This window comes from Burkholderia sp. Bp9004 (genome assembly GCF_003858025.1).
GTDB lineage: Bacteria > Pseudomonadota > Gammaproteobacteria > Burkholderiales > Burkholderiaceae > Burkholderia > Burkholderia diffusa.
Genome location: NZ_QTQD01000007.1, coordinates 14,055 through 40,459 on the forward strand (window position 1 = coordinate 14,055; position 26,405 = coordinate 40,459).

Sequence of the window (26,405 nt, forward strand, 5' to 3'; positions counted from 1 at the left end):
GTCGGCAAATCGTAAGAATGACGGTGCCGTGACCACCCGGCGGCTGCCGCATGCCTTCGCACGCCGTTGCGCAACGCAAGTGCCGCCCCGGCACGCTCCTTGCTGAATGGGTATCGGCCGCTCGATCGATGCGGTTTTTTCGACTCACCAACTCAACAAGGAGACACATCATGCAATGGACCACCCCGGCTTATACCGACCTGCGTTTCGGTTTCGAAATCACGATGTACATCGCCAACCGCTGATCGACGCGCACAGTGCCGCCCGCATCGACGGACACGATGCGGGCGGCGCCGGGAGCACACGCAGATGAAGATCAAGATACTCGGCTCGGGCGCCGGCGGCGGACTGCCGCAATGGAACTGCAACTGCGGCAACTGCCGTCGTGCGCGGGCCGGCACCGACGGCATCGTGCCACGCACGCAATCGTCGATCGCGGTCAGCGGCGACGGTGTCGACTGGGTGCTGGTGAACGCGTCGCCGGACATCCTCGCGCAGCTGCGCGCCACCCCCGACCTGCAGCCGGCTCGCGCGATTCGCGACAGCGCGATCGTCGCCGTCGTGCTGTGCGACGCGCAGATCGACCATGTGACGGGCCTGCTGATGCTGCGCGAACGCACGTCGTCGCTGCCGCTGTATGCGAGCGCGCCGGTGCTCGACGACCTGTCGACCGGGCTGCCGCTCGTGCCGCTGCTCGGCCACTACTGCGGCGTCGACGTCCACACGATCGCGCCGGGCGAACCGTTCGAGATACCGGGCGCCGGTGGCATCCGCTTCACCGCCGTGCCGGTCGACAGCAAGCCGCCGCCTTATTCGCCGCGCCGGGAGGCGAGCGTGCCGGGCGACAACATCGCACTCCTGATCGAAGACGCGACGAGCGGCCGGCAGGCTTTCTACGCGCCGGGGCTCGCCGACGTCGACGACGGCGTGCGCGCCGCGATGCGCGACGCCGACCTCGTGCTGGTGGATGGCACATTCTGGACCGGCACGGAGATGATCGACCTCGGCCTGTCGTCGAAGCACGCGGCCGACATGGGGCATCTCGCGCAGTGCGGCGATGCGGCGAGACCGGGCATGATCGACCGCCTTCGGCTGCTGCCGGCGCACACGCGCAAGGTCCTCACCCACATCAACAACACGAATCCGATTCTCGACCCCGGCTCCGGCGCGCGCGCGCAATTGCGCGAGCACGGCATCGAGGTCGCCCACGACGGCATGCAATTCGAGGTCTGACCATGAACGCACCGATTCCGGCCGCGGCGCTGCACGCGACACCCTGGAGTGCGCAGGAGTTCGAGGCGCGCCTGCGCGCGCTCGAATCGCGCTATCACATCCACCACCCATTCAACCGCCGCCTGAATACCGGCGCGTGCTCAGCGTCGCAGATTCGCGGCTGGGTCGCGAACCGCTTCTACTACCAGGTCAGCATTCCGCTGAAGGACGCGGCGATCCTGTCCAATTGCCCGGACCGCGACACGCGCCGGCTGTGGGTCGAGCGGATTCTCGATCACGACGGTCACGGCGGTCAGGAAGGCGGGATCGAGGCATGGGCGCGGCTCGGCGAGGCGGTCGGCATCGAGCGCGAGGCGTTGTGGTCGCTCGCGCACGTATTGCCCGGCGTGCGATTCGCGGTGGATGCCTACGTCAATTTCGCGCGGCACGCGCCGTGGCAGGAGGCCGTGTGCTCGTCGCTGACCGAGATGTTCGCGCCGCAGATCCACCTCGACCGGCTCGCGGGCTGGCCGTCCCACTATCCGTGGATCGAGGCGGACGGGCTGCAGTATTTCCGCAGCCGCGTGCCGCTCGCGCAACGCGACGTCGAACACGGACTCGCGGTGACGCTGAGCCATTTCACGACACCGGACGCGCAACGGCGCGCGCTCGACATCCTGTCGTTCAAGCTGGATGTGCTGTGGTCGATTCTCGATGCGATTGAAAAGGCGTATCCCGCATGAACTCTAACGACGCCGTCAGCGGCGTGCCGCTGCGCCCCTCGCTGAGGGGCATGTACCGCCTGCAGTGGGAGGCGGCCCAGGATGCGTACGTGCTCCTGTATCCGGAAGGCATGGTCCGGCTCAACCCGAGCGCGGGCGAGATACTCGCGCGCTGCGACGGCACGCGCGAGCTCGACGACATCATCGACGAACTCGAGCGGCTGTTCAGCACGTCGGACCTTGCGTCGGACGTCTATCGCTTCCTCGATCATGCGCGACTGCGCGGCTGGCTCGACTGACATGGACATGACCCCTGCTCCGAACCGGCCGTCCGCGCCGTTGTGGCTGCTCGCCGAGCTCACGTACCGCTGCCCGCTGCACTGTGCGTTTTGCTACAACCCGGTCGATTTCGCGACACACGGCGCGGAGCTCGATACTGACGCATGGCGCACGGTGATCAGCGACGCGCGCGCGCTCGGCGCCGCGCAGATCGGCTTTTCCGGCGGCGAACCGCTGCAGCGCGACGACCTGGAGGTGCTGGTCGAGCATGCGCGGTCGCTGGGTTTTTATACCAACCTGATCACGTCGGGCGTGGGCCTGAATGCCGCGCGCATCGACCGGCTCAAGGCGGCCGGGCTCGATCATATCCAGCTGTCGCTGCAGGATTCGACGCGCGAGCTGAACGACTTCCTGACCAGCACGCGCACCTTCGACCTCAAGCGCGGCGTCGGGCGGCTGATCAAGTCGCACGGCTATCCGATGGTGCTGAACTGCGTGCTGCACCGTTACAACCTGCCGCACGTCGGCCAGATCATCGAGATGGCGCTCGACCTTGGCGCGGATTTTCTCGAACTCGCGAATACGCAGTACTACGGCTGGGCGATGCTGAATCGCGACCAGCTGATGCCGACCGCCGAACAGCTGCGCGAAGCGGAGGAAACGGTCAACCGCTACCGCAAGCTCGTCGGCGAACGGTGCAAGATCCTGTTCGTCGTGCCCGACTACTTCGAGCAGCGGCCGAAGGCCTGCATGAACGGCTGGGGCTCGGTGTTCCTCGGCGTCGCACCGGACGGGACCGCGCTTCCGTGCCATGCCGCGCGCGGGTTGCCCGGTCTCGAGCTGCCGAACGTGCGCGACCGGTCGCTGAAGGACATCTGGTATGAAAGCGACGCGTTCAACGCGTTTCGCGGTGACGGCTGGATGCGCGACCCGTGCCGCACCTGTGACGAGCGCCATGCGGATCATGGCGGGTGCCGCTGCCAAGCGTACATGCTGGCCGGCGACCCCGCGCAGGCCGATCCGGTCTGCGCGAAGTCCCCGCATCATGGTCTTGTCGAACAGACCGTGCAGTTCGCGCGACGGGCAGGGCGGCAGGACGAGCGTCCGCTGATCTTTCGCAGTGCGGCCAATTCGATTGCGCGTTGAGCCGCGCGTGCAGCCGCCGAATGCCTGAAATTCAAACGCACGTTTGATGCATGCGCGGCGCATCGATGCGCCGCGCATGTTCGCCGGCGACCGATTTCCCCGTTCGACCGAAACACAATGGTCATGAAAACGATTCGATCCGGATGTGCTTCCGCTTGAGCGCATGCCGGACGAGATCCCATATGACGAATGCGTGCCGGCAAGTTAGATAAATGACAAGGGATTCGGCCCGCATACAAGTCTCGAGTAATTTCAGGTAATACCGATAACTCCATGTATTAATTCATGGATAAATGCGTTTCGGCGACAACGTTTGCGCGGCGCCATGCCGGAAGATTTGACGGTGACACCGGTATTTCATTGTCGATGCGAGACAACACATAGTCCGAATTTTCATTAACGTCGATGAAAATTTCCGCGTCGGACGTTTGCGCGAAATCGAAGCGTGTACGATGCAAACGCGGCATCAACGATTCGCATTCAGCGATCGCAGGACCAACCTCGCTCAATTCCGTCGACTGCCGCCCGCATGACGTTCAAGGCCGGTGCGTCCTGTTTCGACGTAAACATTCCGCCGGAATGCACGATTAATTGGAGTGGTGGCCCGGATCCGGGCGCGGTGGCACGCCAGCGTGTGTTGCCGCGCGCTCCGTTTACCGACCGGCTTCACTCGAACCGGAGCGGCACTCGACCATGCCCGATTGAAAAGAATCCGAACAGTGTCCGCGCATTGCCGTCACGATACTGTCCCTTCGTCCGTTCCGGCAGTGCCAGCTGGAACCGATGGTGCATGCAAACCGATTTCGGCTTCTTCTCATTCATTTGGAGATAGATTGGCCTGCTTCCCTGTTCCGATTCAAATGTCGGAGCATTGATGCAGGTCAATTTTTCGCGAAATTGCATGAATGAATTCCCGCAGGATGTGACGAAACTCAATAAATGGTGCCATACCACGGGCTTGATTGATTCCGACAACAACACGGCAAAAACAGACATTGAGAAATCGGCGGACGAGGGTCGCCCCTATGATGCGGCGCAGAAAACAACAAATGTAAGAAATTGTTAAAGGGCCGCAAAGATGCAAACAGTGTCGAATCATTCATCGACGGGGTTAAGCGTGAATCGTGGTAGAAGCGCCGGCGACGGGCATCAACGAGCAAGCGTAATCGTACTGTTGCTCGATGGTTTCTCAATCATGCAGATGGGCAAGCTGGCCGCCGTTTTCGAACTCGCCAATCAGCTCGGACGCGGCGATGGCGCATTCGTCGACCGTTACGAATTGCGGTTGTATTCCGTGCATGGCGGCCCGGTCCGTTCGTCGTCGGGCGTCGGCATCTGGACGGAGGCGGCCCGCACGCTGGAAGCCAGCACCGTGCACGCGATGTTCGTGTTGAGCGGTCAAGGCGGGATCGACGAACTCGACGAGCAGTTGATCGCATGGCTCCGGCATGCGCATCAGCGTGCGCGCGTCGTTCGCGGCAGCCATGGCGGCCGCAAATTGCTGACGCAGATTCATCTCGCGCAGAAGGAAGTCGAGAAGGCCGCGCCGGCCGCGGACGGCGGCGGCGCGTCGTCCGTCGGACGCGATGACGGCGAGCCCGCCGGCGATGAAGACGACGGGCCCTTCTCCGATGCGTTGTCGATCGTCCGGGTGGATATGGGCTACGAAATCGCGCAGGAAATCGTGATGTGCATGGTGTCCGGCGCGAACCGCAAGCTGACCGACGTGCTGTTCGGCGCACGGGTCGCACGCGCCAGCACGTTGATCCGGATGGCTGCGCATCATCTGCGTGTGAACAGCGAGAACCGGATTTCCATCGCCGATGCGGCGCAGGCCGCCGCGATGAGCGAGCGCAATTTCCTGCGGCGTTTCAAGAACGAAATCGGCGTCACGCCGACCGAGTTCGTGTTGAGAATCCGCCTCGAAAAGGCGTGCCGCATGCTGATCGAAACCGATCTCCCGGCGGACAAGGTCGCGCGACGCACCGGCCTCGGCAGCGGCGACCGGATGGCGAAACTGTTTCGTCAGCACCTGCAGACTTCGCCGACCGAATATCGGGCGGCCGCACGAAAAGGCGGCGACGCTTCGACGGATATGCTTTACGCATCGGACCTCGGCGACTGGATGAGCGGCGCACCATCTTAGTCGGTGCGATTGCCATTCGCCATGCACTGCCGAGTGGCGAAATTGCATCGGCGCATTCACATCGATATCCGGAAATTCATGTTTCTCCCGAATGACGGTGCCGTTATTCGTGCGTGAGAAATATCGGATATAAGACAGTCCCATGCGATGAAGGCGAATTCGGCCACAATCGTGGCGAGGTCCGACACGCGGCGTTAAAAACGTAATTCCACCGATTAAGTTATCGACTGGCCTTTCGAGGAGGCGGCACCCCGGCACTCCTCGGAATTTTGCCTGCCGTGTCGCCTTGAGCGCACCGTGCAGGCCTTTTTATTCATCGAGCGAGCATCCGGTCGATTCGATACGGCCGATGCTCGCTTGCGGGCTGCGGTGGCGCCAGGCGATGCATGCGCTGCCCGATGCGCCGGTAATGGCGGGTGCAATGAAATGCAAATCGACATGAATTGACGTGTCGTCCGCATGATTGAAATTCGAGCATGAATCGTTGCGCGTGCACGTTATTCGTTCACGGAACACACATCGCTTAATTCGAGAAATAGAGCGAATAATTCGGTCGCGGAATCGGCCTTGATTTGTTCCGCCATCAACAAGGCGGATTCGGACGCAAGCGATAAAAGTGCGAGTCGCGACGAATATGATGCACTGCGGAAACGTTGAAGCAACGGTTCTGCAACGAGCGCGCCGCGTGACACGCGCATCGCATCCGGCCGGATCGTGATGCGCCCGAGTCGCCGCACGCCGCGGCGAGATCGGGCGTACGCCCCGGACGACATGCGTGGCAGGCGTGAAATACCGCTGCACCGCGAACGGGTGTTGGATGATGAATTAGGAGTTCATATCAATGAATTCGTTGATCAATCGAGCGACCGATATCGGGCTGATCGTGCTGGGTGCGTTCATTCCCGCGTTGATCGGTGCCACCGGCGGTGCGCGCGGAACCCTGTTCGATGGTGCGCTCGTCGCGTTTGCCGCCGCGCTGGCGTTGTCGGTATTTCCCGCCTGCGGGATCTACGAGGCCGCGCGCACGCGCTCGACGCTGCACGTGCTCGGCCGCACGGTGCTCGCATGGATCGTCGTTCAGGGCATGAGTACCGCGCTGCTGTACGTGCTCCATCGTGCGCACGTGCTGTCGAGCGAGTGGTTCGTGTACTGGACGCTCGCCAGCGGAATCGGCCTGATCGCGTTCCGCGCGCTGACGCTCGCGATCTTCGGGATGATCGAGCGTGCGGGCGACCAGGTGCGTGCGGCAGCCATCGCGCATGCGGACCTGCGCGGCCAGCTCGAGATCGGCCACCGGACGGTCGGGCGCATCAAGCGGATGGTCAAGCGCGGCTTCGACCTGGCCGGCGCGTCGGTGCTGCTCGTCATGCTGGCGCCGGTACTGCTGGGCATCGCATGGACCGTGCGACGCGACGGCGGCCCGGCGATCTTCGGGCACGAGCGCGTCGGCCGCAACGGCCGGCGGTTCAAGTGCCTGAAATTCCGCTCGATGGTGACGAACGCCGACGTGGTGCTCAAGGCGCTGCTGGAGCGCGACGCCGACGCTCGCGCGGAATGGGATCGCGAATTCAAGCTGAAGAACGATGTACGCATCACGCGGATCGGCCGCCTGCTCCGCAAGACGAGTCTCGATGAACTGCCGCAACTGCTGAACGTGCTGAAGGGCGACATGAGCCTGGTCGGGCCACGCCCGATCGTCGAGGCCGAGCTCGAACGCTACGGCGACGACGTGCGCTATTACCTGATGGCGAAACCCGGCATGACTGGGCTCTGGCAGGTCAGCGGCCGCAACGACACCGACTATTCGACGCGCGTGTCGCTCGATGTGTCCTACGTGCGCGAATGGTCATTGCGCCGAGACATCGGCATCTTGTTCCGGACGATCAACGTGGTGGTGCGCGGTTCGGGTGCGTATTAGCCGCTGCCGCATGCACGTACGTCGGCAAGGATGCGTGGCGGCGCGTGACGGCAGCAGGCGCTGCGGTGTTCAGCAGCAGGCAGTGGCAGCAAGCATGTCCGGTCTCGACAGGGGTGCTGTACTCGCGGTCGACACGACGCGAGGCGACCGGAGCAATTTCAAATTAAAAAAGTGCGAGGTTGTAATGCAGAGGTTGCGTCAAATGGAGTCCGCGCGCGCGCCGCGTCGGCCAGCGCGGGTCGGGCCGCTCGTGATGATCCTGCCGATGTGTGCGCTGCTCGGTGCATGCGGCATCGCGCCGGGCATGCGCATGCAGCAGCCGGCGTCGATTCCGATGCAAACTGGCGCCACGCCGGCAGAAAGCGCGGCGCTGCCGGTTCCGGTCACGAACATCGACCTGTCGCTGATCCGGCGCATGCGCGATAGCGAACGCAGTACGCGCGGCGAACCCCGCGATATCGTCGCGTCGCCGGACGCATACACCATCGGGCGCGGCGACGTACTGCAGATCACCGTATGGGATCACCCCGAACTCGCGGCGGCGCTCGGCGCGCCGGCGCAGGCCGCGCCGCGCGCGGCGGACGCGCCGCCGGGCTTCGTCGTCGACCAGGACGGCACGCTGCAGTTTCCTTTTGCGGGTCGCTTGCCAGTGGCCGGACTGACGGCGGAGCAGGTGCAGACGCAGCTCACGCGCCGTCTCGACAAGACGTTCAGGAATCCGCAGATCACCGTGCGCATCGCGTCGTTCCGCGCGAAGCAGGTGTATATCGAGGGCGAGGTGCATACGCCGGGCTCGCAACCGGTGAACGACATCCCGATGACGCTGTATGACGCGATCGGGCGGGCCGGCGGCTTTTCGGCGGCGGCCGACCAGAGCCGCATCGTGCTGGTGCGCGACGGCGTCGAGCGCCGGATCGACCTGACCGAGATGGCCGAGCAGGGGCGCAATCCGTCGAAGATCGTGCTGCGCAATGGCGACCTCGTGCGTGTGCTGCCGCGCGACGAAAGCGGCGTGTTCGTGATGGGCGAGGTCAACAAGCCCGTGACGGCCCTGCCGATGCGCAACGGTCGGCTGACGCTGAGCGAGGCGATCGCTCAGGCCGGCAGCCTGAACGCGAACACGGCGGACGCCGCGCAACTCTACGTGGTGCGCGGGATGCAGGACGAGCAGCCGCAGGTCTATCACCTCGACGCGCGCTCGCCGGTCGCGATGGTGCTGGCGAATCAGTTCCAGCTGAAGCCGAAGGACATCGTGTACGTCGACGGCAACGGCCTCGTCCGCTTCAGCCGCGTGCTCAGTCTGTTGCTGCCGGCCATCAACGCCGGCCTGACCGCGGCGATTGCGACCAAATGATGGAATCCATCCTGATCGTCTGCGAGGGCAACATCTGCCGCAGCCCGATGGCCGAGGCAATGCTGCGTCAGGCCATGCCCGGGCGGCGCATCGCGTCCGCCGGCCTGAACGCGCTGGTCGGCATGCCGGCCGCGCCGTACGCGCAGGACGTGATGCGGATGCGCGGCTTCGACGTGTCGACGCATCGCGCGCAGCAGATCGGGCGCTCGCTGTGTACCGACGCCGAGCTGATCCTCGTGATGGACCGTCGACAGCGCGCGTCGCTCGAGAACCAGTACCCGTTCGTGCGGGGGCGCGTGTTCCGTCTCGGCGAGTACACGGATTTCGACGTGCATGACCCTTACCGCCAGCCCAGATTCGTGTTCGAACGCTGCGCGCGACTGATCGAACTCGGCGTGTCCGAGTGGTCGAAGCGCCTTCGTATCGTCTGAAGCGGCCGTTGGTCGATGCCCCACTGAAACCCATACGCCTCATACCGTAGCCATGACCCAACCCTCCGCCCCGCCGCAGCAAACCGCCGAAGACGGCAGCGAGACCGATTTCGTCGCGGTGCTCGACATCCTGCTGGAAAGCCGCTGGCTGATCGCGACCATCACGTGCGTGATGCTGGTCGCCGGCCTCGCGTACGCGATGCTCGGCAAGCCCGTGTTCGAAGCCAACATCATGGTCCAGGTCGAGGATAGCCCCGACACGTCGGCCGCCAAGTCGTTGCTGGGCGACGTATCGGCGCTGTTCGACGTCAAGTCGTCGGCCGCCGCCGAGCAGCAGATCCTCGCGTCGCGACTGGTCGTCGAACGCGCGGTCGACAAGCTCAACCTGTTCATCGACGCTGAGCCGAAGCGCTTTCCGCTGATCGGCGACTGGATCGCGCGCCACAGCGATGGCCTGTCCGATCCCGGCCTGGCCGGCTTCGGCGGCTACGCATGGGGCCGCGAGCGCATCGACGTGCCGCGGTTCGACGTGCCGCGCAAGAATGAAGGCGACGCGTTCACGCTGACGAGCCTCGGCGGCAAGCGCTATCGGCTCGACGGCGACGATCTCGATGCGCCGGTCGAGGGCACGGTCGGCACGCTCGAGCATTTTCGCTCGCCGCGCGGCCCGATCACGCTGCTGGTCGCGTCGCTCGACGCGAAGCCCGGTGCCGCGTTCGTGCTGGTCCGTAACTCGCGGCTGAAGACGATCGAGGACATCCGCGACCGCCTCAACGTGCAGGAGCGAGTGAAGCAGTCGGACGTCGTCGTCGCCAGCCTGCAGGACACCGATCCGAAATGGGTCAGTGACACGATGAACGAGATCGGCCGTCAGTACGTGCGGCAGAACATCGAGCGGAAATCGGCGGAAGCCGCGCAGTCGCTCGAGTTCCTGACCGCGCAGCTGCCGCAGCTCAAGCAGCAGTTGACCGATTCCGAAGCGCGCCTGACGAAGCTGCGCAACGAGCACGGCACGGTGGACCTCACCGAGGAAGCGAAGCTCGCGCTGGCGCAGACCGCCGACGCGAAGACGCGTCTGCTCGAACTGCAACAGAAGCGGCAGGAGCTGATGTCCCGCTTCACCGAACGGCACCCGAGCGTGGCCGTGATCGACGAGCAGATCGCCGCGCTGAACGGCTACCGGAGCACGGCCGAGCTGCAGATCCGGCGCCTGCCGGACCTGCAGCAGGAAGCCGTGCGGCTGATGCTCGACGTGAAGGTCAACACCGACCTCTATACGGCGTTGCTGAACAACATGCAGCAGCTTCAGCTCGTGCAGGCCGGCAAGACCGGCAACGTGCGTCTCGTCGACACGGCGGCTGTACCGGAAGTGGCGGTGCGGCCGAAGAAGGTGCTCGTCGCGCTGGCTTCGCTGCTGCTCGGGCTGCTCGCCGGCTGCGGCACCGCAATCGTCCGCTCCATGCTGTTCCATGGCATTTCCGATCACAACGAGATCGAGCGCCGTCTCGGCCTCGCGGTGTACGCGACGGTCCCGATCAGCGACCATCAGCGCGACCTGGCCGAGGAGGCCGCACGCAAGAGCGGCCACAGATCGATCCTGTCGATCGACTTCCCGAACGAGCCGGCCGTCGAGTGCCTGCGCAGCCTGCGCACCGCGCTGCAGTTCGCGATGCTCGAGGCGAAGAACAACATCGTGCTGATCGCCGGTCCGGCGCCGGGCGTCGGCAAGACCTTCCTGTCGTCGAACCTCGCGGTCGTGATGGCGAGCGCCGGCAAGCGCGTGCTGCTGATCGACGGCGACATTCGCAAGGGCCGGCTGCACGACTATCTCGGCTTCCCGCGCGGCCGTGGCTTCACCGAGCTGATCGCCGGCAGCGCGCGTGTGGAGGACGTGATTCACCGAGAGGTGGTCGACGGTCTCGACTTCATCTCGACCGGCACGATGCCGAAGAACCCCGCGGAACTGCTGCTGAACCGCAATCTCGCTCCGCTGGTCGGCGATCTGTCGTCGCGCTACGACATCGTCGTGATCGACTCGGCGCCCGTGCTCGCCGTGCCCGATGCCGGCATTCTCGGCGCGGTCGCCGGCACCGCATTGCTTGTCACGATGGCGGGCAAGACGAAGCTCGGCGAGATCGGTGAATCCGCGAAGCGCTTCGCGCAGAACGGCGTCCACCTGAATGGTGTGATCTTCAACGGCGTCAATCCGCGGCTCGGGCAGTACGGGTACGGGTCGAAGTACGGCGGTTATCGCTATGTCGCCTACGAATACGGGGCGCAAGATGCGTGATGCGCGCAGCGCCGCCGGCGGCCCGGCATGCGCATCCGGTCGCGCGCGGCGCACGGAGGAGAGGTGATCAATCCACGGGATTCGATCGTGTCGCTCGCCGGCGTCGTGGTGGGCCAGATCGCGCTGTTCGTCTGCATCTTCGTGATCGGGCGGCGCTTCGGGCCGGCGTCTCTCGGCCACTTCAACTATCTGCTCGCGCTCGCGACCTTCGTCGGCACGCTGCTCGCGTTTCGCTACGAGCTCGCCTGCGTCGATGACGCACCGGGCGAGTCGTTCAACGCGTTCGTCAACGTGACGGCGCTGAGCATGATCGTCGTCGCGGCCTTCGGCATCCTGATCGTCGTCGCAGGACGCGGGGACCTCCATCTCGTCGCGGTCTATGCGCTCGCATCGTTCGTGCAACTGGCGGCCGGGTCCTACCTGAACAGCCTCAGGCGCTACGGGTGGATTGCGCTGTCGCGCGTGGTCGTCAACGGAACGTTCCTCGCCGGCCTCGTGCTGTCGCTCGCATGCCACGCGTGCGGGAATGTCGACGTGTTCGCGCTCTACGCATGGGTGACCGCGGCGGTCTCGGTCGTGATGGCCGCGACGATCCTGTTCTCCGGTCATCGAGCCGGTTATTCGTTCCGGTTGTCTCGCGGATTTTTCGTCAGAAATCGTCGTTTTGCGCTGTATATCCTGCCGTCGACGCTGTGCGCGTCGGTGCTGACCTACGCGCTGTCGATCGTGATTCCGCACTGGTTCGATGCGCAGAGCGCCGGCTACTTCGCCGCGGCTTACCGGCTCGGTTTCTTTCCGGTATCGCTGATCGCGCAGAGCGTCGGCGGGGTGTTCCGCCGCGACGCGATTGGCGCGATGGCGCGTCCCGATCCGGACACGACGGTACCGCGGGTGTACCGCACCTACGCTCGCGCGCTCACGGTGCTCGCCGCCGTGTACATGGCCGGCGGGCTGCTGCTGTTCGCACCGCTCGTCAACCTGTTCTTCGGTGAAAGCTGGCGCGGCTCGGTCGGGTTCTATCGCAGCCTGATGCCGCTGTTCGCGCTGCAACTGATCTACGTGCCGCTGTCGCAGATCTTCCTCGCGACGCGCGCGCAGCGTATCGATTTTTTGTTTCAGCTGACCTGCGGCGTATGTCTTGCCGGCGCGCTGGGCATCGCGCGGCTGATGAACCTGTCGGCCCCGACGAGCGTGCAGGTCTTTTCGCTGACCGGCGCGGCGCTGATGGCGGCCGGCATCGCGCTGACGTACCGGGTCTTGGGCACGAGCCTGTCCCGGTCCCGGGCGCTGGCGTGAGATCTCCGATACGACGAACGAGCACACCATGATCCTGATAGTCATCGATTCCCTCGAGCGTTACTACTTCGCCACTCGCCTGGTGAACGCGGTCCGTCACGAATACGAGTTCGCGTTCCTGACGAGCGAACCCGTCGCGCATCTCGGCCTGCTGCTGGGTGGCTTCCGGTCGGTGTACCTGAACCGGCTGATGCCGATCGACGTGCCCGACGGCCAGCCGGCCGATTGCACGCCGTACCAGCTGTCGATCGAGGTGCTGAACGGGCAGATGACCGAGGCGCGCGCGAAGCGCGAGTCGGCAGCGATCTTCCATATCGCGTTGGAAGTCCTGCGCGGCCTGCGGATCGAGCAGTGCGTGATGTGGAACGGGCAGCAGCTGGTGTGCCGTGCGGTGCGGCAGGCCTGTGCGATGCACGGCGTGGTGACCCGCTTCATCGAGATCTCGAACCTGCCGGGCAAGCTGTTCGTCGATTCGCTGGGCGTCAATGCGCTGTCGACGATCAGCCGCCACCCCGAGGTCATCGACCGGCTGCCGCTGCCCGACGAGGACACGCATGCGCGTTGGCTGTCGGCCTATGAGCGCTACAAGCAGATGCCGCTGCCGCAGGCCAGGACGTCGTTCGCGCGCAAGGCGACGTCCGCGGTCAACTACCTGCTGAAGGCGGTCAGCGGCGGCGTCGCCCGCCGGCGTCTGGCGAGCGTGCGCGCGCGCAACGGGATACCGGCGCCGAGACAGGCCACCTGCATGTCGGCCGATACGCTGGCGACCTGCCGCTATGTGTTCCTGCCGCTGCAGGTATCGGGCGACACGCAGATCAAGCTGCATTCGGACGTCGGCAATCTCGACGCGATCCGCAATGCGTCCGAGTTCGCGGCGAACGAGAGCGCCGACCTGTTCGTGAAGTTGCATCCGGCCGAGACCGATGCGGCCGAGATCGATGCGATCGTGCGCCTGCAGGAGACCTATCACTTCAAGATCGTCACGTCGCCGACCACGGACCTGCTTCGGCACGCGTATGCGGTCGTCACGATCAATTCGACGGTCGGGCTCGAGGCGATGCTGTACGGCAAGCCCGTGGTGTCGCTCGGCCGCTGCTTTTACAAGGCGTTCGACCGGGAGCGGCTGCTGAAGTACATCCATTCGTTCCTGGTCGACGGCATCGACTATTTCGGCGCCGCGCGCATCCCCGCCGATGCGGCCCGGCGCGTGTTCGCGGGGCGACACTGACATGGCCGTCACGTTGCGACAGACCGCCGAGGCGATCGCCGAAGACTGCCGACGCAACGCGTTCGTGAAGACGCGCTGCGTGGTGATCTTCTATCGCGTCGTGCATTACCTCGCATGCCGGAGCCGATTCACGCTGCTGGCCGGTGCGCCGCTCATCCTGCTCTACATCGTGCTGTGCGACTGGCTGATGGGCATCGAGATACCGGTGAAGACGAAGATCGGCAAGGGGCTTACGCTCTATCACGGCACCGGCCTCGTGATCAACGGCTATGCGGTGATCGGCGACTACTGCACGCTGCGACACGGCGTGACCATCGGCAACACCATCCTGAAGGACGGCACGCTCGGTGGCGTGCCGACGATCGGCGACTACGTCGAATTAGGCGTGCACAGCGTCGTGCTCGGCGCGGTGCGCGTCGGCGACCGCGCTCGGATCGGCGCCGGAGCGGTGGTGCTGCGCGACGTGCCCGACGGCCGCGTGGCCGTCGGCGTTCCGGCGCGCATTCTCGACAACGGACAGGAGCCGAAATGAAAGTGTTCATTCTGCATCCCGGCAAGGCGAACTATCCGGAGATCGCCGCCTACGGCCGCCGGCTGAGAGCGCACGGGTTCGAGGTGTATGACGGCGATCTCGACGCGTACGCATGCTTTCCCGACCGGGACGCCTGCATCCTGTGGTGCATCATGGGTTTCTATCGCGCGCTGCCGCCCGCTCGGTTCGTGATTCACGACTATCGGTCGCTGTCGGTCGGCCGGCTCGCGGCCGTCAAGGACGGCGTGAAGCGCGTACTGAACGCCCGGCCCGACTTACGGATCTTCCAGAACGAGCGGATGCGCGACGCGATGGCGTTTCGCGACGGCGTGCGTTCGTTGCTGCTGCCGATGGGCGTGCCGGACTGGATCTTCGATCAGGCCGACGCGGATGTCGCGGCCGGGGGCGCCGCCGGTGCCGAGCCGACATCGTCCGGGCGGTTCTGCTATATCGGCGAAATGAGCCGCGAACGCGGCTTTCACAAGGTGCTGGCCGCTTATCGCGACGCGCGGCGCGACGAATCGGACACGCTCGTGCTGGTCGGCAACCCGGAGCCCGCGATCCACGCGGCCTTCGCCGATACGCCGGGCATCCACTTCGTCGGCCGCGTGCCGCAGCCCGACGCGCTGCGGATCGTCCGCGACAGCGAATACGCGGTGTGCTTCTTCCCGTATCACCGGCCGCATTGCTTCCAGACGCCGACGAAGCTGCTCGAATACGCGTCGCTCGGCAAGAAGATCGTGTGCAACGACGCGCCGTCGAACGTACGCACCGCGGACGAGCTCGGCATCCAGTGCCACGTCACCGGCGCGACGATCTTCGACGAGCTGTTTCCGCTGTCGCGGATCCGCGCGACGCGTCCCGACCCGGCGTCGATGAAGTCGCTCGAATGGGGGCGCGTGATCGAGCGGTCAGGCGTGCTTGCGTATATCGATGCGGCTGCGGGGCGCGGGCCGAGTGTCTGACGACGTCATTCGCCGTCGGTGCGCGACGGCTCATCCCTCATGGAGAGGATCCCGATGAAGATCGTCCACATAGTCGAATCCAGCGCCACCGGCACGTTGTCGATGGTGTGCCTGATCGCGAACCGCCTGGCTCGCGAAGGCCACGACGTCCATGTCATCTACTCGGTGCGGCCGGATACGCCGGCCGGTCTTGCCGCGATGTTCGACACGCGGGTATCGCTGCGCCATGTCCAGATGAAGGATGCGGGCCTGTTGCGGACAGTGGGCCGGCTGCGCGCCACGCTCAACGAGATCGGTCCGGACGTCGTGCACTTGCATTCGTCGTTCGCCGGCTTTCTCGGACGGCTGTCGACGTTGTTCGCGCTGCGGAAGGCCGCGTTCTTCTACAGCCCGCACTGCATTTCCTTCATGCGTCGCGATATCTCGGGCGTGAAGCGCCTGGCGTTCGTCGGCCTCGAATGGATCGCGTGCGTTCGGAAATGCCTGTACGTCGCGTGCTCCGAAAGCGAAGGTCGCGCGATCCGTGCATGGCTTCGCCAGCCGGTGGTGGTGGTCGAGAATGCGGTGAGCGATGCCTCGTCGTCCGAGCGTTCGGGCGACGCCGAGCGGCCGGCGGAAGGCCCGCCGTGCGTAGTGACCGTCGGCGGCATCCGCCCGCAAAAGAATCCTGAGCTGTTCGCGCAGATCGCGCACGGGATGCGTGCGCGCGGCACGCGCTTCGTGTGGATCGGCGACGGTGACGCCGCAGAAAAAGCGCAGCTGACCGAGGCCGGCGTCGAGGTCACCGGATGGTTGCCGCACGAGGAAGTCGCGCGGCGGCTTGAACGCGCAGACGTGTACCTGTCGACGTCGTCGTGGGAAGGCATGCCGGTTTCGGTTATCGAGGCGATGCTGGCAGGCCGGCCGGTCGTCGCGTCCGACTGCGCCGGCAACGTGGACGTCGTGCGCCATCTGGAGACCGGCGTGATCTACGCGACGGCGGCCGATGCGGTCGCGTGGCTGGAGCGTCTCGCCGGCGACGACGCACTGCGCCGGGAACTGGCGCGGCGGGCGAGCCGCGAGGCGCGGCAGCGCTTTGGCGAGGAGCGCCTGTTCGACGAACTCGCGCCGCTCTATGCTGCATGGGTGGCCCGCTGACACCAGCTTCGGCTGCGCTCGACCGGCGCGATCGCGCGGTAATCGCCGCGGCGCAACGTGCTCAACGCCGCCCCAATTTCACGGAGAACCAGTATGAATGTAACCATCACGCCGGACGTCACCGTCGGCAACAACCTACCTTTCGTCCTCTTCGGCGGCCTCAACGTGCTGGAAAGCCTCGACTTCACGCTCGACGTCTGCAACACGTTCGTCGAGGTCACGCGCCGTCTCGGCATTCCGCTGGTGTTCAAGGCGTCCTTCGACAAGGCGAACCGTTCGTCGATTCACTCGTATCGCGGCGTGGGATTCGACGAGGGGCTCAGGATCTTCGACGAAGTCAAGCGCCGGTTCGGCGTGCCCGTGATCACCGACGTGCACGAAGTGTGGCAGGCTGAGCCGGTCTCGCAAGTCGTCGACGTACTGCAGGTGCCGGCATTCCTCGCGCGCCAGACCGACCTCGTCGTCGCGCTCGCGCAGACCGGCAATGCGATCAACATCAAGAAACCGCAGTTCATGAGCCCGACGCAGATCGAGCACGTCGTGTCGAAATGCCGCGAGGCCGGCAACGACAACGTGATCCTGTGCGAACGCGGCTCGTCGTTCGGCTATGACAATCTCGTCGTCGACATGCTGGGCTTTCGCCAGATGCGCGACGCGACGGGCGACTGCCCGGTGATCTTCGACGTCACGCACAGCCTGCAGATGCGCGATCCACACGGCGCGGCATCGGGCGGCCGGCGACGGCAGGTGCTCGATCTCGCGCGCGCCGGGATGGCGGTCGGGCTGGCCGGGCTATTCCTCGAAGCGCATCCGGACCCCGATCGCGCGCGCTGCGACGGCCCGAGCGCGTTGCCGCTCGCGCTGCTCGATCCGTTCCTTCAGCAGGTGAAGGCGGTGGACGATCTGGTCAAGCGGCTCGAGCCGCTCGATATCCGATGAGCGGCTCGACGTATCGCGGGCCCGTGCGCCTGATGCTGTTCGACGTCGACGGCGTATTGACCGATGGCTTGTTGCACGTGACGGCGGACGGCGAGTTCATGAAGAGCTTTCACGCGCACGACGGCGTTGCGGTCGCACTGCTGCGCGCGCACGGCATCCGCACCGGCATCTTGTCGGGCAAGCACAGCGGCGCGCTGGCCTGGCGGGCCACGCAGCTCGGCGTCGACGTGCTCGTGACCGGCTGCGACGACAAGGCCGCCGGCTATGCGGACATCAAGGCGCAACAGCAGCTCGACGATCACGAGATCGCGTATGTCGGCGACGACGTGAACGATCTCGCGGTCATCGCACGCGTCGGCGTGTCGTATGCACCGGCCGATGCGCATCAGCTGGTCTGCATGCGCGTCGATCATGTCGCGCGCACGGCCGGCGGCCGCGGCGTCGCGCGCGAGGTGGCCGAGCAGCTGTTGACCGATGCGGGGCTGTCGCTCGACGATGCGTATCGGCCATTGCTCGAACAATGGAGCGGTCATGACGTCGTTCAATAACCGTAACGGGCGACCGCTGCGCGTCGTGATTCCGGCCCGATACGGTTCGACGCGACTGCCGGGCAAGCCGCTCGTCGATCTGAACGGTGAACCGATGATCGTCCGCGTGCATGCGCGCGTGCGCCGCGCGCTGCCCGATGCCGACATCGTCGTCGCGATCGACGACGCACGCATCGCCGATGCGCTCGACGCGCGCGGCATCCGCTTCGCGATGACCGATACCGGGCATGCGTCCGGCACCGACCGTGCGGCGGAAGTCGCACGTACGTTTGGCTGGCCCGACACCGCTGCGGTGCTCAACGTGCAGGGCGACGAACCGCTCGTGCCGACGGCATTGCTGCAGGCATTCGCCGGCTTCTGTGACGCGGCGCCGGACCTCGGTGTCGCGACGGTGGCCTGCCCGATCGGGGAAGCTGGGCTGCTCGACGAGCCGGCGACCGTCAAGCTCGTGGTCGACCGCCGCGACCGCGCGTTGTACTTCTCGCGCGCGGCGATCCCGTTCTGTCGCGACGGCCGGCCGGCGACCCCGGACGAATCGAATCGTTCGACCCAAGGCATGTTCCTGCGGCACATCGGTCTCTACGGCTACGCGAACGCGACCTTGCAGGCATTGGCGCGCACGGCGCCGTGCGAACTCGAGCAGCTTGAAAAGCTCGAGCAGTTGCGCGCGCTCTGGCTCGGCGTGCCGATCGACGTGATGCGCTGGCCCGATGCGCCGCCCGCCGGCATCGATACGCCCGACGACGTCGCCCGTGTCGTCTCTCTTCTCAAACGGCAAACCCAAGATGCGACAGAACCATATTGAATCCGCCCGGCAGGTCTTCGAGATCGAGTCGCGGGCATTGGCCGGCGTGGCCGCGCGGCTCGACGCGAATTTCGAAGAAGCGGTCGAGGTCATCCTCGCGGCGAGCGGCCGCGTCGTCGTGTGCGGCATGGGCAAGTCCGGCATCGTCGGCAAAAAGATCGCCGCGACGCTGTCGAGCACCGGCACGCCCGCGTTCTTCATGCATCCGGGCGAGGCCTATCACGGCGATCTCGGCATGGTGACACCGGACGACACGTTCCTCGCGATTTCGAATTCCGGCGAGACGGACGAGGTGATCAAGCTGATTCCGTTCCTGCGCAGCAACGGCAACGACTTGATCGCGCTGACCGGTAATCCCGCATCGACGCTCGCGAGCATTGCGCGGGTCCATCTCGACATCGGCGTCGAACGCGAGGCGTGCCCGCTGCAGCTCGCGCCGACCGCGTCGACGACGGCGACGCTCGCGATGGGCGATGCGCTGGCGGTTACGCTGATGCGGGCGCGCGGCTTCCAGCCGGAACACTTCGCGCGCTTCCATCCGGGCGGCTCGCTCGGTCGCCGGCTGCTGTCCACGGTCGACGACGAAATGGCGCGCGGGAACCTGCCGTTCGTGACGGAGGCCACGTCGACGCTGGACGTTCTGGACGCGATGACGCGCGGTCGGCTCGGGCTTGCGATCGTGAGGCGCAACGCCGGCTGGGGCATCGTGACCGACGGCGACATCCGCCGCGCGATCGAACGGCATGGCGACGGCGTATTGCGGCGCACGGCGGCCGACATGATGTCGATCGAGCCGTCGACGGTGCGGCCCGGCACGCGCGTCGAGGATGCGTTGCTGCTGATGCAGCAGCAGCGGATCGGCGCGTTGCTGGTGGTCGACGGCGGGGACGTCGTCGGTGTGTTCAAGAAGTAGGGTGTTTGCGTCTCCCGCCGCGTCGCGCGACGCGCGGGAGGCCCGGCCGGCACCGGCGCGCGCTATTGCAGGCTTTGCGTCAGCGCACTGGACGCGGCGTCCTGGCGAAACCGGCGCACGCGCAGGAACGTGATGAAATTCGAGTCGTGCTGGCTTGCCGCGCCGCCGTCCGGGTCGTCGAACGCGACGCGCAGCACCGCGACGAGGTCGCTGCCGTCGAATTGCCAGTCGACGTACTGGAAGCCGTGCCGTTTCGTGTCGGCGTGTTGCAGCAGGACGCGCCGCGCGGTCCACTGCCGGAGATCGGGCGACGACAGCAGCACCAGCGTGTTGCGTACGCGCTCGAGGTTCATGCGCCCGATGCTTTTCGGCACCGCGTTGGTGATCGTCCAGTATTGCTTCGACTGCGGGTCGAAGCGAATCGTGAATTTCTTGCCGGCGCCCGGCAGGTCGACGAAATCGCGCGCCGGGTCGAATGACAGCGTGCGGCCGTCGTCGATCGTCGTCACCAGCGCGGCTTTCTCGGGGCCGTTCGCGGTGTTCACGCGCAACATGACGGCGGGCGCGGCGCCCTGCTTGCCGACCACGTTGCCTTCTTCCCACGACTGGAACTTGCCGTCGAGCCAGTGCTTGTCCGACGGCAGCGGCGCGGACACGCGCCAGTTGCGTGCATCGAGCAGGTCGCGATCGACGGGCGCGGACATCACCAGCGCGCGCAGGTCGCCGTCGTCGACGCTTTCATACGCGCGCCAGACGCGTCCGCGATCGACGAGGACCGGCACCGGCCCGGTGATGAAGCGCCCCGGATACGGCAGCAGCCCGGTGGACGCGTCGACTGGCGTGGTCCACGACGCCCCGCCGTCGTCGGACCGGCGAATCGACGGCGTGCCCATCGAGCGGTTGGTGCCCATCAGGTACAGCGCGCCGTTCAGCACGAACAGCGACGACCAGTACTGGTCCGGTACGTCGCCGAGCCTGGACCAGGTCGTACCCTTGTCGTGCGACGTGAACACGGACACCCGGTCCTGCGCCGAGGCGGCGCCGAACGTGTCGAAGCTCGCGACATAATCGCCGTTTGGCAGCACGGCCAGCGACGGCGAACCGAGATACACGCGCGTGGCGGCCCGGCTGTGCGCGATCACCTCGCCGGGCGGCGCGGGGACGGCTTCCGCGTGCGCGGACATCGCCGCGTAGCCCAGGCACAGCGCTGCGACGAGCGACCGTTTCAGCGCGCGTGACGTCGACGCATGTCGGCGTGATGTCATGTCAGGTGCGCGAGCGGCTTGCCGCCGGACGCGTTTGGAATGGGACGGGCGACCGTGCGCCTGTGCGGCGCGTCCTGGTCGGCGAGCACGACGAACAGCAGGATGGTGAGCCAGAGCATGCCATAGAGCACGTGATACTTGAACAGCAGGATCGGCAGCAGATAGAGCAGATACTTGCGGCTGCCCTTGCGGCGGAACAGCATGACGAGCGTACCGAAGAACACAACGAAGCCGGCAGCGCCCGCGGCGAACACCAGGTAGATGTAGAACGAGCTGTCACGCACCTGATAGCCGCGCAGGTGCGTTTTCCCGACGTTGTTGCGCTCGTCCCAGAACAGCCCGCCGCCGAACACGCCTGCGACGACGTCGCGCTCGGACAGCTCGGTCAGCACGAGCGTACGGCTGCCGACCGCATCGTAGTCGGCCGACTGATTCACCCGCTGGTCGTACACGCTATAGAGCCACGGCACGCAGGCGAGCGCGACGACGACGACGGCGATCCGGGTCCGCAGCCGCCCGCGCCCGGTGAGCACGTGCAGCCCGCACAGTGCCGCGCAGACAGCCATCGACGCGACCGAGAAGCTGAGCAGGGCGGTGGCGAACCCGACCACGGGCGCGAGCGTGATGCGCCGCTGCGACAGCAACAGGACCACCGCGCTCGGGACGACCGTCATCGCATAGAACGACGGTTCGGAATATAGGCCGAGCGCGCGGATCGAAATCAGGCTGTCGGTCAGCGCCTTGGTCGCGTAGAGCGCTTCGGAGTCAGCTTCGCGCACGTAGCTGTCGAAGTCGATGAAGGTGCCGGTCCCGAGGTAATAGACGAGCTGGAACGTGAAGAACGCTGCGTGGACGTAGATGAGCGTCTTGCACGCTGCGTCGAGCGATTCACGCGTGAGCACGCCGCCGGCGAACATCCAGTAGCTCAGCGCGATATACGTCTGGATCAGCACGAACTTGATGAAGAAGTTCGCGTAGAAATCGCCGAACGCGGACAGGATGAACGCGAGGCAGGTGCTGATCAGCCAGTACGTGCAAACCGGAAACAGGTGCCGCTGCCGGTTCATCAGCGTCGGCGCGCGCAGAAAGGCGAGCACGCAGAGCAGGAAATACGCGGCGAAGGTTGCCCGCACGCTGAACGCGTTGAGCGAGAAGAACAGTACGCTGGCTGAAAAGAGCAAGGTCGACATGCGTGCGCCCGATCGGAGACTTCGGATTCGCCGCGTGCCGGCCGTTCCGGCGCGTGCGGCGAGATGCCGTGCGACGCGGGGCAAGATGCCTGTCGGGCAGGGCTGGCTTGCGGGCCGGTTCGCACGCGGAACACGCGGCCGTCGTGCGGGACGAAGCGATTCCGGCGATCAAGCATAGAGTGTTGGACGGCCAGGCGAGCCGCGTTGTCCGATTCGTGCGGCATTCTGTCTTTTTCCGGCGGGATCCGCGGGGCAGGTCATGCACCGGGCGGCCCGCCAGGCTCGGCCGCACGGCACTGCACCGTATTGCGACGTTCGACCGTGCGCGCCCGCGCCCGTCACGGCTGCAGCGCGAACCGCCCGCACAAGAACGGCGAATACATCTCGATCGCCGCCTGAATCGGCGCATGCCGCCCATACGCGACCGCCGACACGGCCAGCAGCGAGCCGGCGACGAGCGCGCGATACCGCGCGTCGACGCTTGGCGCGCCATGCCGCCACACGAACGCTAGCGCGACCGCCGAGCCGACGAGCCAGCCGGCGACGACTTCCGACGGCGTGTGCGCGTCGTCGAACACGCGTGCAATACCGATCAGCGCGCCGAGCGCGAGCCCGAGCGACAGCGACGTGCTCGCCCGCAGTTGCTCGCCGCCGCCGAGCGCCAGCACGCACGTCATCGGCCAGACCGCCGACGCGAGCATCGTGTGCCCGCTGATCACGCGGAAATCGATCGCGCGGATCTGGATCCCGCAGCCGGCATACAGCATCTTGGTGGCGCCGACCAGCGCCATGCCGACCGCGAGCATGAGCGCCCACGACGCCGCAACATGCCGTCCGGCCGTCGAGCGCGTGAGCCAGACGATGCACACGACCGCCAGCGGCAACGTCATCGCCGCGTCGCCGAGATCGCTGACGGCCGTCCACATGACCGGGTTCGTGACGATTGCCCGGTCAGGCGACCAGCAGCGCCGACATGCGCGCGGCCAGATAGCTTTCGAAATCCGCAGCCACTTCCGGATGCCGCAGCGCGAACTCGACCGTCGCCTTCAGATACCCGAGCTTGCTGCCGCAATCGAAGCGCGTGCCGTCGTAGCGATGGGCGAGCACCTGCTCGTCCGCGAGCAGCGACTGGATCGCGTCCGTCAGCTGCAGTTCGCCGCCGGCACCGGGCCGCAACGCGCGCAGATGCGCGAACACCTTCGGCTTCAGCACGTAGCGGCCCACCACGCCGAAATTCGACGGCGCCTTCGCCGGCTCCGGCTTCTCGACGATCCCGGACAGCTTGAACAGGTTGTCCTCCCAGCGCCTGCCGTCGATCACGCCGTACGACTTCGACGCCTCGGGCGCGATTTCCTCCACGCCGATCACCGACGCGTGATAGTGATCGAACACGTCGATCATCTGCCGCAGCACGGGCGTCGGACCGTCGAGCAGGTCGTCGGCGAGAATCACCGCGAACGGATGGTCGCCGACCAGCTTCTCCGCGCACAGCACCGCATGGCCGAGCCCCAGCGCTTCGGCCTGGCGCACGTAGAAGCAGTCGACGTGGCTCGGCTTGATGCTTCGAACCAGCGACAGCAGCTTTTCCTTGCCGCGCGCCTCGAGCTCGGCTTCGATCTCGTAGGACTTGTCGAAGTGATCCTCGATCGCGCGCTTGCTGCGACCGGTCACGAAAATCATTTCGGTGATACCGGCGTCGATCGCTTCCTCGACCGCATATTGAATCAGCGGCTTGTCCACGACCGGCAGCATTTCTTTCGGGCTGGCCTTGGTCGCAGGCAGAAATCGCGTGCCGAGACCGGCGACCGGAAATACGGCTTTCGTCACTTTCAACATGATTGTCGGATTCCATCCGTTCAGGAGCAGGCATCAACGATGCCGGGAAAGGGCGGCGATGCACATATGCACGCATCTTTCGCCGGTGCCGTATCGTTCGCGCAATTGGACTCGCGCGCCGTTGGGAAATCGTATGGGTGTTCCGGATTCAGCTGGTGACCGAATCTAGGCAGAATCCGACAGCGACGAATGGTGATGAATTGCGAATCGCCAATTGCAAGCGCCGATTTCAATAATGTCGGATGCCGTCTAGGGATTGTCGGTATGACGTCGATTGCATGACGTAGATTCAGGCATTCATTACTGGACAGCCGGTCACGATGTCGCACACGTAGTGCGCACGAACCGCCGTCGGCTCAGGAGCAGTCATGACCGGACAGGGCGATATCTTCGATGCAATCGCTGAATTCAATCGGACATATCTCGTGCTCGCGCAGCGCATGTTGCGTATCGACTACGAGCAGGCCAAGCGGCAATTGGGCATCTCGGACGAAATTGCCGCGTCGATTGACGCGCTGACGCTGGATCAGATCGATGAACTGGCGGTCCGCGGCGAACTGGTGTGTGAATTTCGCGCGGAAAACGCGCCGGGCCGCGCGTGATCCGTTCTCCGGTTTTCCCGAATGGGCGTTCGACTCACGGCCTTCAAGCGGATTGCATCGTGGCAATCCCGCGTCCATTCGGTCTTTTACACGCCATGAAAATGGGGATGAATCGCATGTCCGGTTATCGCGAATTGAAGGCGCAAGCCGATGAATTGATGAACCGCGTCGAGGAAGCCCGCCTCGCCGAACTCGAGGCTGTCATTCAGGAGATTCGCACCCGGGTCGCCGAATACGGCCTGACCGCCGGTCAGATTTTTGGCCGCCACGGCGGCACCGCAAGAACGCATCGGCGCACCGGTATCGCGACCCGAAAACCGGCGCGACGTGGAGCGGACGTGGCCGCGAGCCGCGCCGGATCAAGGATGGGCGTCGCGAGCGGTTCCTGATCGAGCGCAATCCAGGTTCACGTAAGCGTGCAGCGATGCAGCGGGGCACGACGAAAGGCGGGCGGTGTCTTTCGCGCGCCGCTACGTCGTCCGGCGCCCGCCGGCTAACCAGGCGATCGAGCGCATTCGCGCGGCGCCGGCTCATCGGCACGTGCGTCGTCGATCACGACGCGTGACCTGCCCGAGCAACGCAGCGAACGCGGCTTCGTCCACGCGCAGCCCGCGCGGCGAGTGGCGCACCTCCAGCGCCGCGAGCATCCCGGCTTCGAACGCATCGAGCACCGCCGGGTGGATGTAGCAGCGTCGGCACACGGCCGGCGTGTTGCGCAATATGTCGGCGACGGCCCGCACCGTTTCGACGATCTGCTTGCGCGCCTGCGTGACGTCCTCATGCGGGATGCGCCGCAGCAATGCCAGCGCCTGAACACTGCCCGCCCATGTCCGGTAATCCTTCGCGGTGAACTCCGCGCCTGCTGCTTCGCGCAGATACTCGTTCACGTCGGACGAGCCGATCGAATGGCGTGTGCCATCGTCGTCCACATACTGGAACAGCTCGTGCCCGGGCAACTCCGCGCAGCGCCGCACGATCCGGCCAACGCGCGGGTCGTCCACGGTCACGTCATGCTCGATGCCACTCTTGCCCGTGAAGCGCAGGCGAACCTGTCCCGGGCGGATCGTCACGTGGCGCTTGCGCAGCGTCGTCAGCCCGTACGACGCGTTCTCGCGAGCATATTCGGCGTTGCCGATCCGCGCGAGCGTCGTGTCGAGCAGCCGCACGATCGTCGCGACGATCTTGTCGCGCGGCATCCCGGGCAGTGCCAGATCACGCGCGACGCGCGTGCGGATGCGCGGCAGCGCGCGGGCGAAGGCCGCCATCCGCGCGTACTTGTTCGCGTCGCGCGTCTCGCGCCACTGCGGGTGATAGCGATACTGCTTGCGCCCGCGCGCATCACGCCCCGTCGCCTGCAAATGGCCGCGCGGGTCCATGCAGATCCAGACATCGGTATACGCCGGCGGAATCGCTAGCGCATCGATGCGGGCGATTTCGTCGGCGTCGCGGATCCGGACGCCGTCCTGCGTGTAGTACGCGAAGCCGTGGCGCAACCGCCGGCGCGTGTAGCCGGGATGCCGGTCGTCGACATGGCGCAGCGGCGCGGCAAGGCGAGCGCCGGTTTCGGTGCCGGGGCCGCTTCGGGACGTACGTTTCTTCATGTCGCAAGCCGCCAGCGAAGCGGCGTATCCATGTGCGGCGATCGGGGTTC

The 26,405-nt window shown here is 65.7% G+C and carries 27 protein-coding genes and 1 pseudogene; 22 read left to right on the forward strand and 6 right to left on the reverse strand.

What is annotated here, in order from left to right:
* Positions 1 to 170: 170 nt before the first annotated feature.
* The 5 genes from pqqA to pqqE all read left to right on the forward strand — a co-directional run bounded on the left by pqqA (position 171) and on the right by pqqE (position 3,359).
* On the forward strand, positions 171 to 245 hold the full coding sequence (gene pqqA / locus DIE08_RS10280; RefSeq protein ID WP_006410019.1) for a pyrroloquinoline quinone precursor peptide PqqA: 75 nt from the start codon (positions 171 to 173) through the stop codon (positions 243 to 245).
* A gap of 64 nt (positions 246 to 309) precedes the next feature.
* Positions 310 to 1,233: a pyrroloquinoline quinone biosynthesis protein PqqB gene (gene pqqB / locus DIE08_RS10285; protein WP_124901815.1), complete on the forward strand. Its 924-nt coding sequence runs from the start codon at positions 310 to 312 to the stop codon at positions 1,231 to 1,233.
* Between the two features lie 2 nt (positions 1,234 to 1,235).
* The gene (pqqC, locus tag DIE08_RS10290; protein WP_059605494.1) at positions 1,236 to 1,955 is read left to right on the forward strand and encodes a pyrroloquinoline-quinone synthase PqqC; all 720 of its coding nucleotides are present in this window, start codon (positions 1,236 to 1,238) and stop codon (positions 1,953 to 1,955) included.
* Positions 1,952 to 2,233: a pyrroloquinoline quinone biosynthesis peptide chaperone PqqD gene (gene pqqD / locus DIE08_RS10295; RefSeq protein WP_006751646.1), complete on the forward strand. Its 282-nt coding sequence runs from the start codon at positions 1,952 to 1,954 to the stop codon at positions 2,231 to 2,233. Before pqqC ends, pqqD begins: the two co-directional genes overlap by 4 nt.
* Positions 2,234 to 2,240: 7 nt before the next feature.
* Positions 2,241 to 3,359, forward strand: coding sequence for a pyrroloquinoline quinone biosynthesis protein PqqE (gene pqqE, locus DIE08_RS10300; RefSeq protein WP_124901816.1), 1,119 nt, complete (start codon positions 2,241 to 2,243; stop codon positions 3,357 to 3,359).
* Between the two features lie 666 nt (positions 3,360 to 4,025).
* On the opposite strand, the gene DIE08_RS10305 is transcribed toward pqqE, so the two are convergent.
* Complete coding sequence (locus DIE08_RS10305) at positions 4,026 to 4,262, reverse strand: hypothetical protein (RefSeq protein ID WP_124901817.1); 237 nt, start codon at positions 4,260 to 4,262, stop codon at positions 4,026 to 4,028.
* Here DIE08_RS10305 and DIE08_RS35600 point away from each other — a divergent pair.
* The 15 genes from DIE08_RS35600 to DIE08_RS10375 all read left to right on the forward strand — a co-directional run bounded on the left by DIE08_RS35600 (position 4,261) and on the right by DIE08_RS10375 (position 19,861).
* Positions 4,261 to 4,425, forward strand: a complete 165-nt coding sequence (locus DIE08_RS35600) for a hypothetical protein (protein ID WP_185715845.1) — start codon at positions 4,261 to 4,263, stop codon at positions 4,423 to 4,425. The two genes, DIE08_RS10305 and DIE08_RS35600, sit on opposite strands and share 2 nt — an antisense overlap.
* Before the next feature lie 129 nt (positions 4,426 to 4,554).
* The gene (locus DIE08_RS10310; RefSeq protein ID WP_260436504.1) at positions 4,555 to 5,505 is read left to right on the forward strand and encodes a helix-turn-helix domain-containing protein; all 951 of its coding nucleotides are present in this window, start codon (positions 4,555 to 4,557) and stop codon (positions 5,503 to 5,505) included.
* An 841-nt stretch (positions 5,506 to 6,346) separates the two neighbouring features.
* Positions 6,347 to 7,423, forward strand: coding sequence for a sugar transferase (locus DIE08_RS10315; protein ID WP_124901819.1), 1,077 nt, complete (start codon positions 6,347 to 6,349; stop codon positions 7,421 to 7,423).
* A gap of 184 nt (positions 7,424 to 7,607) precedes the next feature.
* Positions 7,608 to 8,777 carry a polysaccharide biosynthesis/export family protein gene (locus DIE08_RS10320; protein WP_185715846.1) on the forward strand — a complete coding sequence of 390 codons (1,170 nt, stop codon included), beginning with the start codon at positions 7,608 to 7,610 and terminating at the stop codon, positions 8,775 to 8,777.
* Positions 8,774 to 9,208 (forward strand): low molecular weight protein-tyrosine-phosphatase, encoded by a 435-nt coding sequence (locus tag DIE08_RS10325; RefSeq protein WP_124901821.1) that lies wholly within the window; start codon positions 8,774 to 8,776, stop codon positions 9,206 to 9,208. The genes DIE08_RS10320 and DIE08_RS10325 overlap by 4 nt, the downstream gene beginning before the upstream one ends.
* Positions 9,209 to 9,260: 52 nt before the next feature.
* Positions 9,261 to 11,498 carry a polysaccharide biosynthesis tyrosine autokinase gene (locus DIE08_RS10330; RefSeq protein WP_124901822.1) on the forward strand — a complete coding sequence of 746 codons (2,238 nt, stop codon included), beginning with the start codon at positions 9,261 to 9,263 and terminating at the stop codon, positions 11,496 to 11,498.
* A gap of 63 nt (positions 11,499 to 11,561) precedes the next feature.
* On the forward strand, positions 11,562 to 12,794 hold the full coding sequence (locus tag DIE08_RS10335) for a lipopolysaccharide biosynthesis protein (protein WP_124901823.1): 1,233 nt from the start codon (positions 11,562 to 11,564) through the stop codon (positions 12,792 to 12,794).
* A 28-nt stretch (positions 12,795 to 12,822) separates the two neighbouring features.
* Positions 12,823 to 14,022, forward strand: a complete 1,200-nt coding sequence (locus DIE08_RS10340; RefSeq protein ID WP_124901824.1) for a capsular biosynthesis protein — start codon at positions 12,823 to 12,825, stop codon at positions 14,020 to 14,022.
* Between the two features lies 1 nt (position 14,023).
* Positions 14,024 to 14,554 (forward strand): serine O-acetyltransferase, encoded by a 531-nt coding sequence (locus DIE08_RS10345; RefSeq protein ID WP_124901825.1) that lies wholly within the window; start codon positions 14,024 to 14,026, stop codon positions 14,552 to 14,554.
* Positions 14,551 to 15,519: a glycosyltransferase gene (locus tag DIE08_RS10350; protein ID WP_124901826.1), complete on the forward strand. Its 969-nt coding sequence runs from the start codon at positions 14,551 to 14,553 to the stop codon at positions 15,517 to 15,519. Before DIE08_RS10345 ends, DIE08_RS10350 begins: the two co-directional genes overlap by 4 nt.
* Before the next feature lie 54 nt (positions 15,520 to 15,573).
* On the forward strand, positions 15,574 to 16,656 hold the full coding sequence (locus tag DIE08_RS10355; protein WP_124901827.1) for a glycosyltransferase: 1,083 nt from the start codon (positions 15,574 to 15,576) through the stop codon (positions 16,654 to 16,656).
* A gap of 93 nt (positions 16,657 to 16,749) precedes the next feature.
* Positions 16,750 to 17,595 (forward strand): 3-deoxy-8-phosphooctulonate synthase, encoded by an 846-nt coding sequence (gene kdsA, locus DIE08_RS10360; RefSeq protein ID WP_124901828.1) that lies wholly within the window; start codon positions 16,750 to 16,752, stop codon positions 17,593 to 17,595.
* Complete coding sequence (locus tag DIE08_RS10365) at positions 17,592 to 18,143, forward strand: HAD family hydrolase (protein ID WP_124901829.1); 552 nt, start codon at positions 17,592 to 17,594, stop codon at positions 18,141 to 18,143. The genes kdsA and DIE08_RS10365 overlap by 4 nt, the downstream gene beginning before the upstream one ends.
* Positions 18,127 to 18,948, forward strand: coding sequence for a 3-deoxy-manno-octulosonate cytidylyltransferase (gene kdsB / locus DIE08_RS10370; RefSeq protein ID WP_124901830.1), 822 nt, complete (start codon positions 18,127 to 18,129; stop codon positions 18,946 to 18,948). The genes DIE08_RS10365 and kdsB overlap by 17 nt, the downstream gene beginning before the upstream one ends.
* Complete coding sequence (locus tag DIE08_RS10375; protein WP_124901831.1) at positions 18,929 to 19,861, forward strand: SIS domain-containing protein; 933 nt, start codon at positions 18,929 to 18,931, stop codon at positions 19,859 to 19,861. The genes kdsB and DIE08_RS10375 overlap by 20 nt, the downstream gene beginning before the upstream one ends.
* A 62-nt stretch (positions 19,862 to 19,923) precedes the next feature.
* Here DIE08_RS10375 and DIE08_RS10380 read toward each other — a convergent pair whose 3' ends face one another.
* The 4 genes from DIE08_RS10380 to galU all read right to left on the reverse strand — a co-directional run bounded on the left by DIE08_RS10380 (position 19,924) and on the right by galU (position 24,152).
* Positions 19,924 to 21,045 carry a sialidase family protein gene (locus DIE08_RS10380; RefSeq protein WP_185715853.1) on the reverse strand — a complete coding sequence of 374 codons (1,122 nt, stop codon included), beginning with the start codon at positions 21,043 to 21,045 and terminating at the stop codon, positions 19,924 to 19,926.
* Between the two features lie 77 nt (positions 21,046 to 21,122).
* Positions 21,123 to 22,316 (reverse strand): hypothetical protein, encoded by a 1,194-nt coding sequence (locus DIE08_RS10385; RefSeq protein ID WP_124901833.1) that lies wholly within the window; start codon positions 22,314 to 22,316, stop codon positions 21,123 to 21,125.
* Between the two features lie 338 nt (positions 22,317 to 22,654).
* Complete coding sequence (locus tag DIE08_RS10390) at positions 22,655 to 23,242, reverse strand: phosphatase PAP2 family protein (RefSeq protein ID WP_124901834.1); 588 nt, start codon at positions 23,240 to 23,242, stop codon at positions 22,655 to 22,657.
* A 25-nt stretch (positions 23,243 to 23,267) separates the two neighbouring features.
* Positions 23,268 to 24,152: a UTP--glucose-1-phosphate uridylyltransferase GalU gene (galU, locus tag DIE08_RS10395; protein ID WP_124901835.1), complete on the reverse strand. Its 885-nt coding sequence runs from the start codon at positions 24,150 to 24,152 to the stop codon at positions 23,268 to 23,270.
* 368 nt (positions 24,153 to 24,520) lie between these two features.
* Here galU and DIE08_RS10400 point away from each other — a divergent pair, with 368 nt between their 5' ends.
* Positions 24,521 to 24,754, forward strand: a complete 234-nt coding sequence (locus tag DIE08_RS10400; RefSeq protein WP_124901836.1) for a flagellar transcriptional regulator FlhD — start codon at positions 24,521 to 24,523, stop codon at positions 24,752 to 24,754.
* 116 nt (positions 24,755 to 24,870) lie between these two features.
* A pseudogene (locus DIE08_RS36155) lies at positions 24,871 to 25,160 on the forward strand (H-NS family nucleoid-associated regulatory protein); the annotation flags it as partial.
* A gap of 124 nt (positions 25,161 to 25,284) precedes the next feature.
* On the opposite strand, the gene DIE08_RS10410 reads toward DIE08_RS36155, so the two are convergent.
* The gene (locus DIE08_RS10410; protein ID WP_124901837.1) at positions 25,285 to 26,355 is read right to left on the reverse strand and encodes a DNA topoisomerase IB; all 1,071 of its coding nucleotides are present in this window, start codon (positions 26,353 to 26,355) and stop codon (positions 25,285 to 25,287) included.
* Between the last annotated feature and the right edge of the window lie 50 nt (positions 26,356 to 26,405).

Coding starts and splice junctions, on each gene's coding strand:
- pqqB (WP_124901815.1), top strand. CDS start 310: ATGAAGATCAAGATACTCGGCTCGGGCGCCGGCGGCGGACTGCCGCAA.
- pqqC (WP_059605494.1), top strand. CDS start 1,236: ATGAACGCACCGATTCCGGCCGCGGCGCTGCACGCGACACCCTGGAGT.
- pqqD (WP_006751646.1), top strand. CDS start 1,952: ATGAACTCTAACGACGCCGTCAGCGGCGTGCCGCTGCGCCCCTCGCTG.
- pqqE (WP_124901816.1), top strand. CDS start 2,241: ATGACCCCTGCTCCGAACCGGCCGTCCGCGCCGTTGTGGCTGCTCGCC.
- DIE08_RS35600 (WP_185715845.1), top strand. CDS start 4,261: ATGAATGAATTCCCGCAGGATGTGACGAAACTCAATAAATGGTGCCAT.
- DIE08_RS10305 (WP_124901817.1), bottom strand. CDS start 4,262: ATGCAATTTCGCGAAAAATTGACCTGCATCAATGCTCCGACATTTGAA.
- DIE08_RS10310 (WP_260436504.1), top strand. CDS start 4,555: ATGCAGATGGGCAAGCTGGCCGCCGTTTTCGAACTCGCCAATCAGCTC.
- DIE08_RS10315 (WP_124901819.1), top strand. CDS start 6,347: ATGAATTCGTTGATCAATCGAGCGACCGATATCGGGCTGATCGTGCTG.
- DIE08_RS10320 (WP_185715846.1), top strand. CDS start 7,608: ATGCAGAGGTTGCGTCAAATGGAGTCCGCGCGCGCGCCGCGTCGGCCA.
- DIE08_RS10325 (WP_124901821.1), top strand. CDS start 8,774: ATGATGGAATCCATCCTGATCGTCTGCGAGGGCAACATCTGCCGCAGC.
- DIE08_RS10330 (WP_124901822.1), top strand. CDS start 9,261: ATGACCCAACCCTCCGCCCCGCCGCAGCAAACCGCCGAAGACGGCAGC.
- DIE08_RS10340 (WP_124901824.1), top strand. CDS start 12,823: ATGATCCTGATAGTCATCGATTCCCTCGAGCGTTACTACTTCGCCACT.
- DIE08_RS10345 (WP_124901825.1), top strand. CDS start 14,024: ATGGCCGTCACGTTGCGACAGACCGCCGAGGCGATCGCCGAAGACTGC.
- DIE08_RS10350 (WP_124901826.1), top strand. CDS start 14,551: ATGAAAGTGTTCATTCTGCATCCCGGCAAGGCGAACTATCCGGAGATC.
- DIE08_RS10355 (WP_124901827.1), top strand. CDS start 15,574: ATGAAGATCGTCCACATAGTCGAATCCAGCGCCACCGGCACGTTGTCG.
- kdsA (WP_124901828.1), top strand. CDS start 16,750: ATGAATGTAACCATCACGCCGGACGTCACCGTCGGCAACAACCTACCT.
- DIE08_RS10365 (WP_124901829.1), top strand. CDS start 17,592: ATGAGCGGCTCGACGTATCGCGGGCCCGTGCGCCTGATGCTGTTCGAC.
- kdsB (WP_124901830.1), top strand. CDS start 18,127: ATGACGTCGTTCAATAACCGTAACGGGCGACCGCTGCGCGTCGTGATT.
- DIE08_RS10375 (WP_124901831.1), top strand. CDS start 18,929: ATGCGACAGAACCATATTGAATCCGCCCGGCAGGTCTTCGAGATCGAG.
- DIE08_RS10380 (WP_185715853.1), bottom strand. CDS start 21,045: ATGTCCGCGCACGCGGAAGCCGTCCCCGCGCCGCCCGGCGAGGTGATC.
- DIE08_RS10385 (WP_124901833.1), bottom strand. CDS start 22,316: ATGTCGACCTTGCTCTTTTCAGCCAGCGTACTGTTCTTCTCGCTCAAC.
- DIE08_RS10390 (WP_124901834.1), bottom strand. CDS start 23,242: ATGTGGACGGCCGTCAGCGATCTCGGCGACGCGGCGATGACGTTGCCG.
- galU (WP_124901835.1), bottom strand. CDS start 24,152: ATGTTGAAAGTGACGAAAGCCGTATTTCCGGTCGCCGGTCTCGGCACG.
- DIE08_RS10400 (WP_124901836.1), top strand. CDS start 24,521: ATGACCGGACAGGGCGATATCTTCGATGCAATCGCTGAATTCAATCGG.
- DIE08_RS10410 (WP_124901837.1), bottom strand. CDS start 26,355: ATGAAGAAACGTACGTCCCGAAGCGGCCCCGGCACCGAAACCGGCGCT.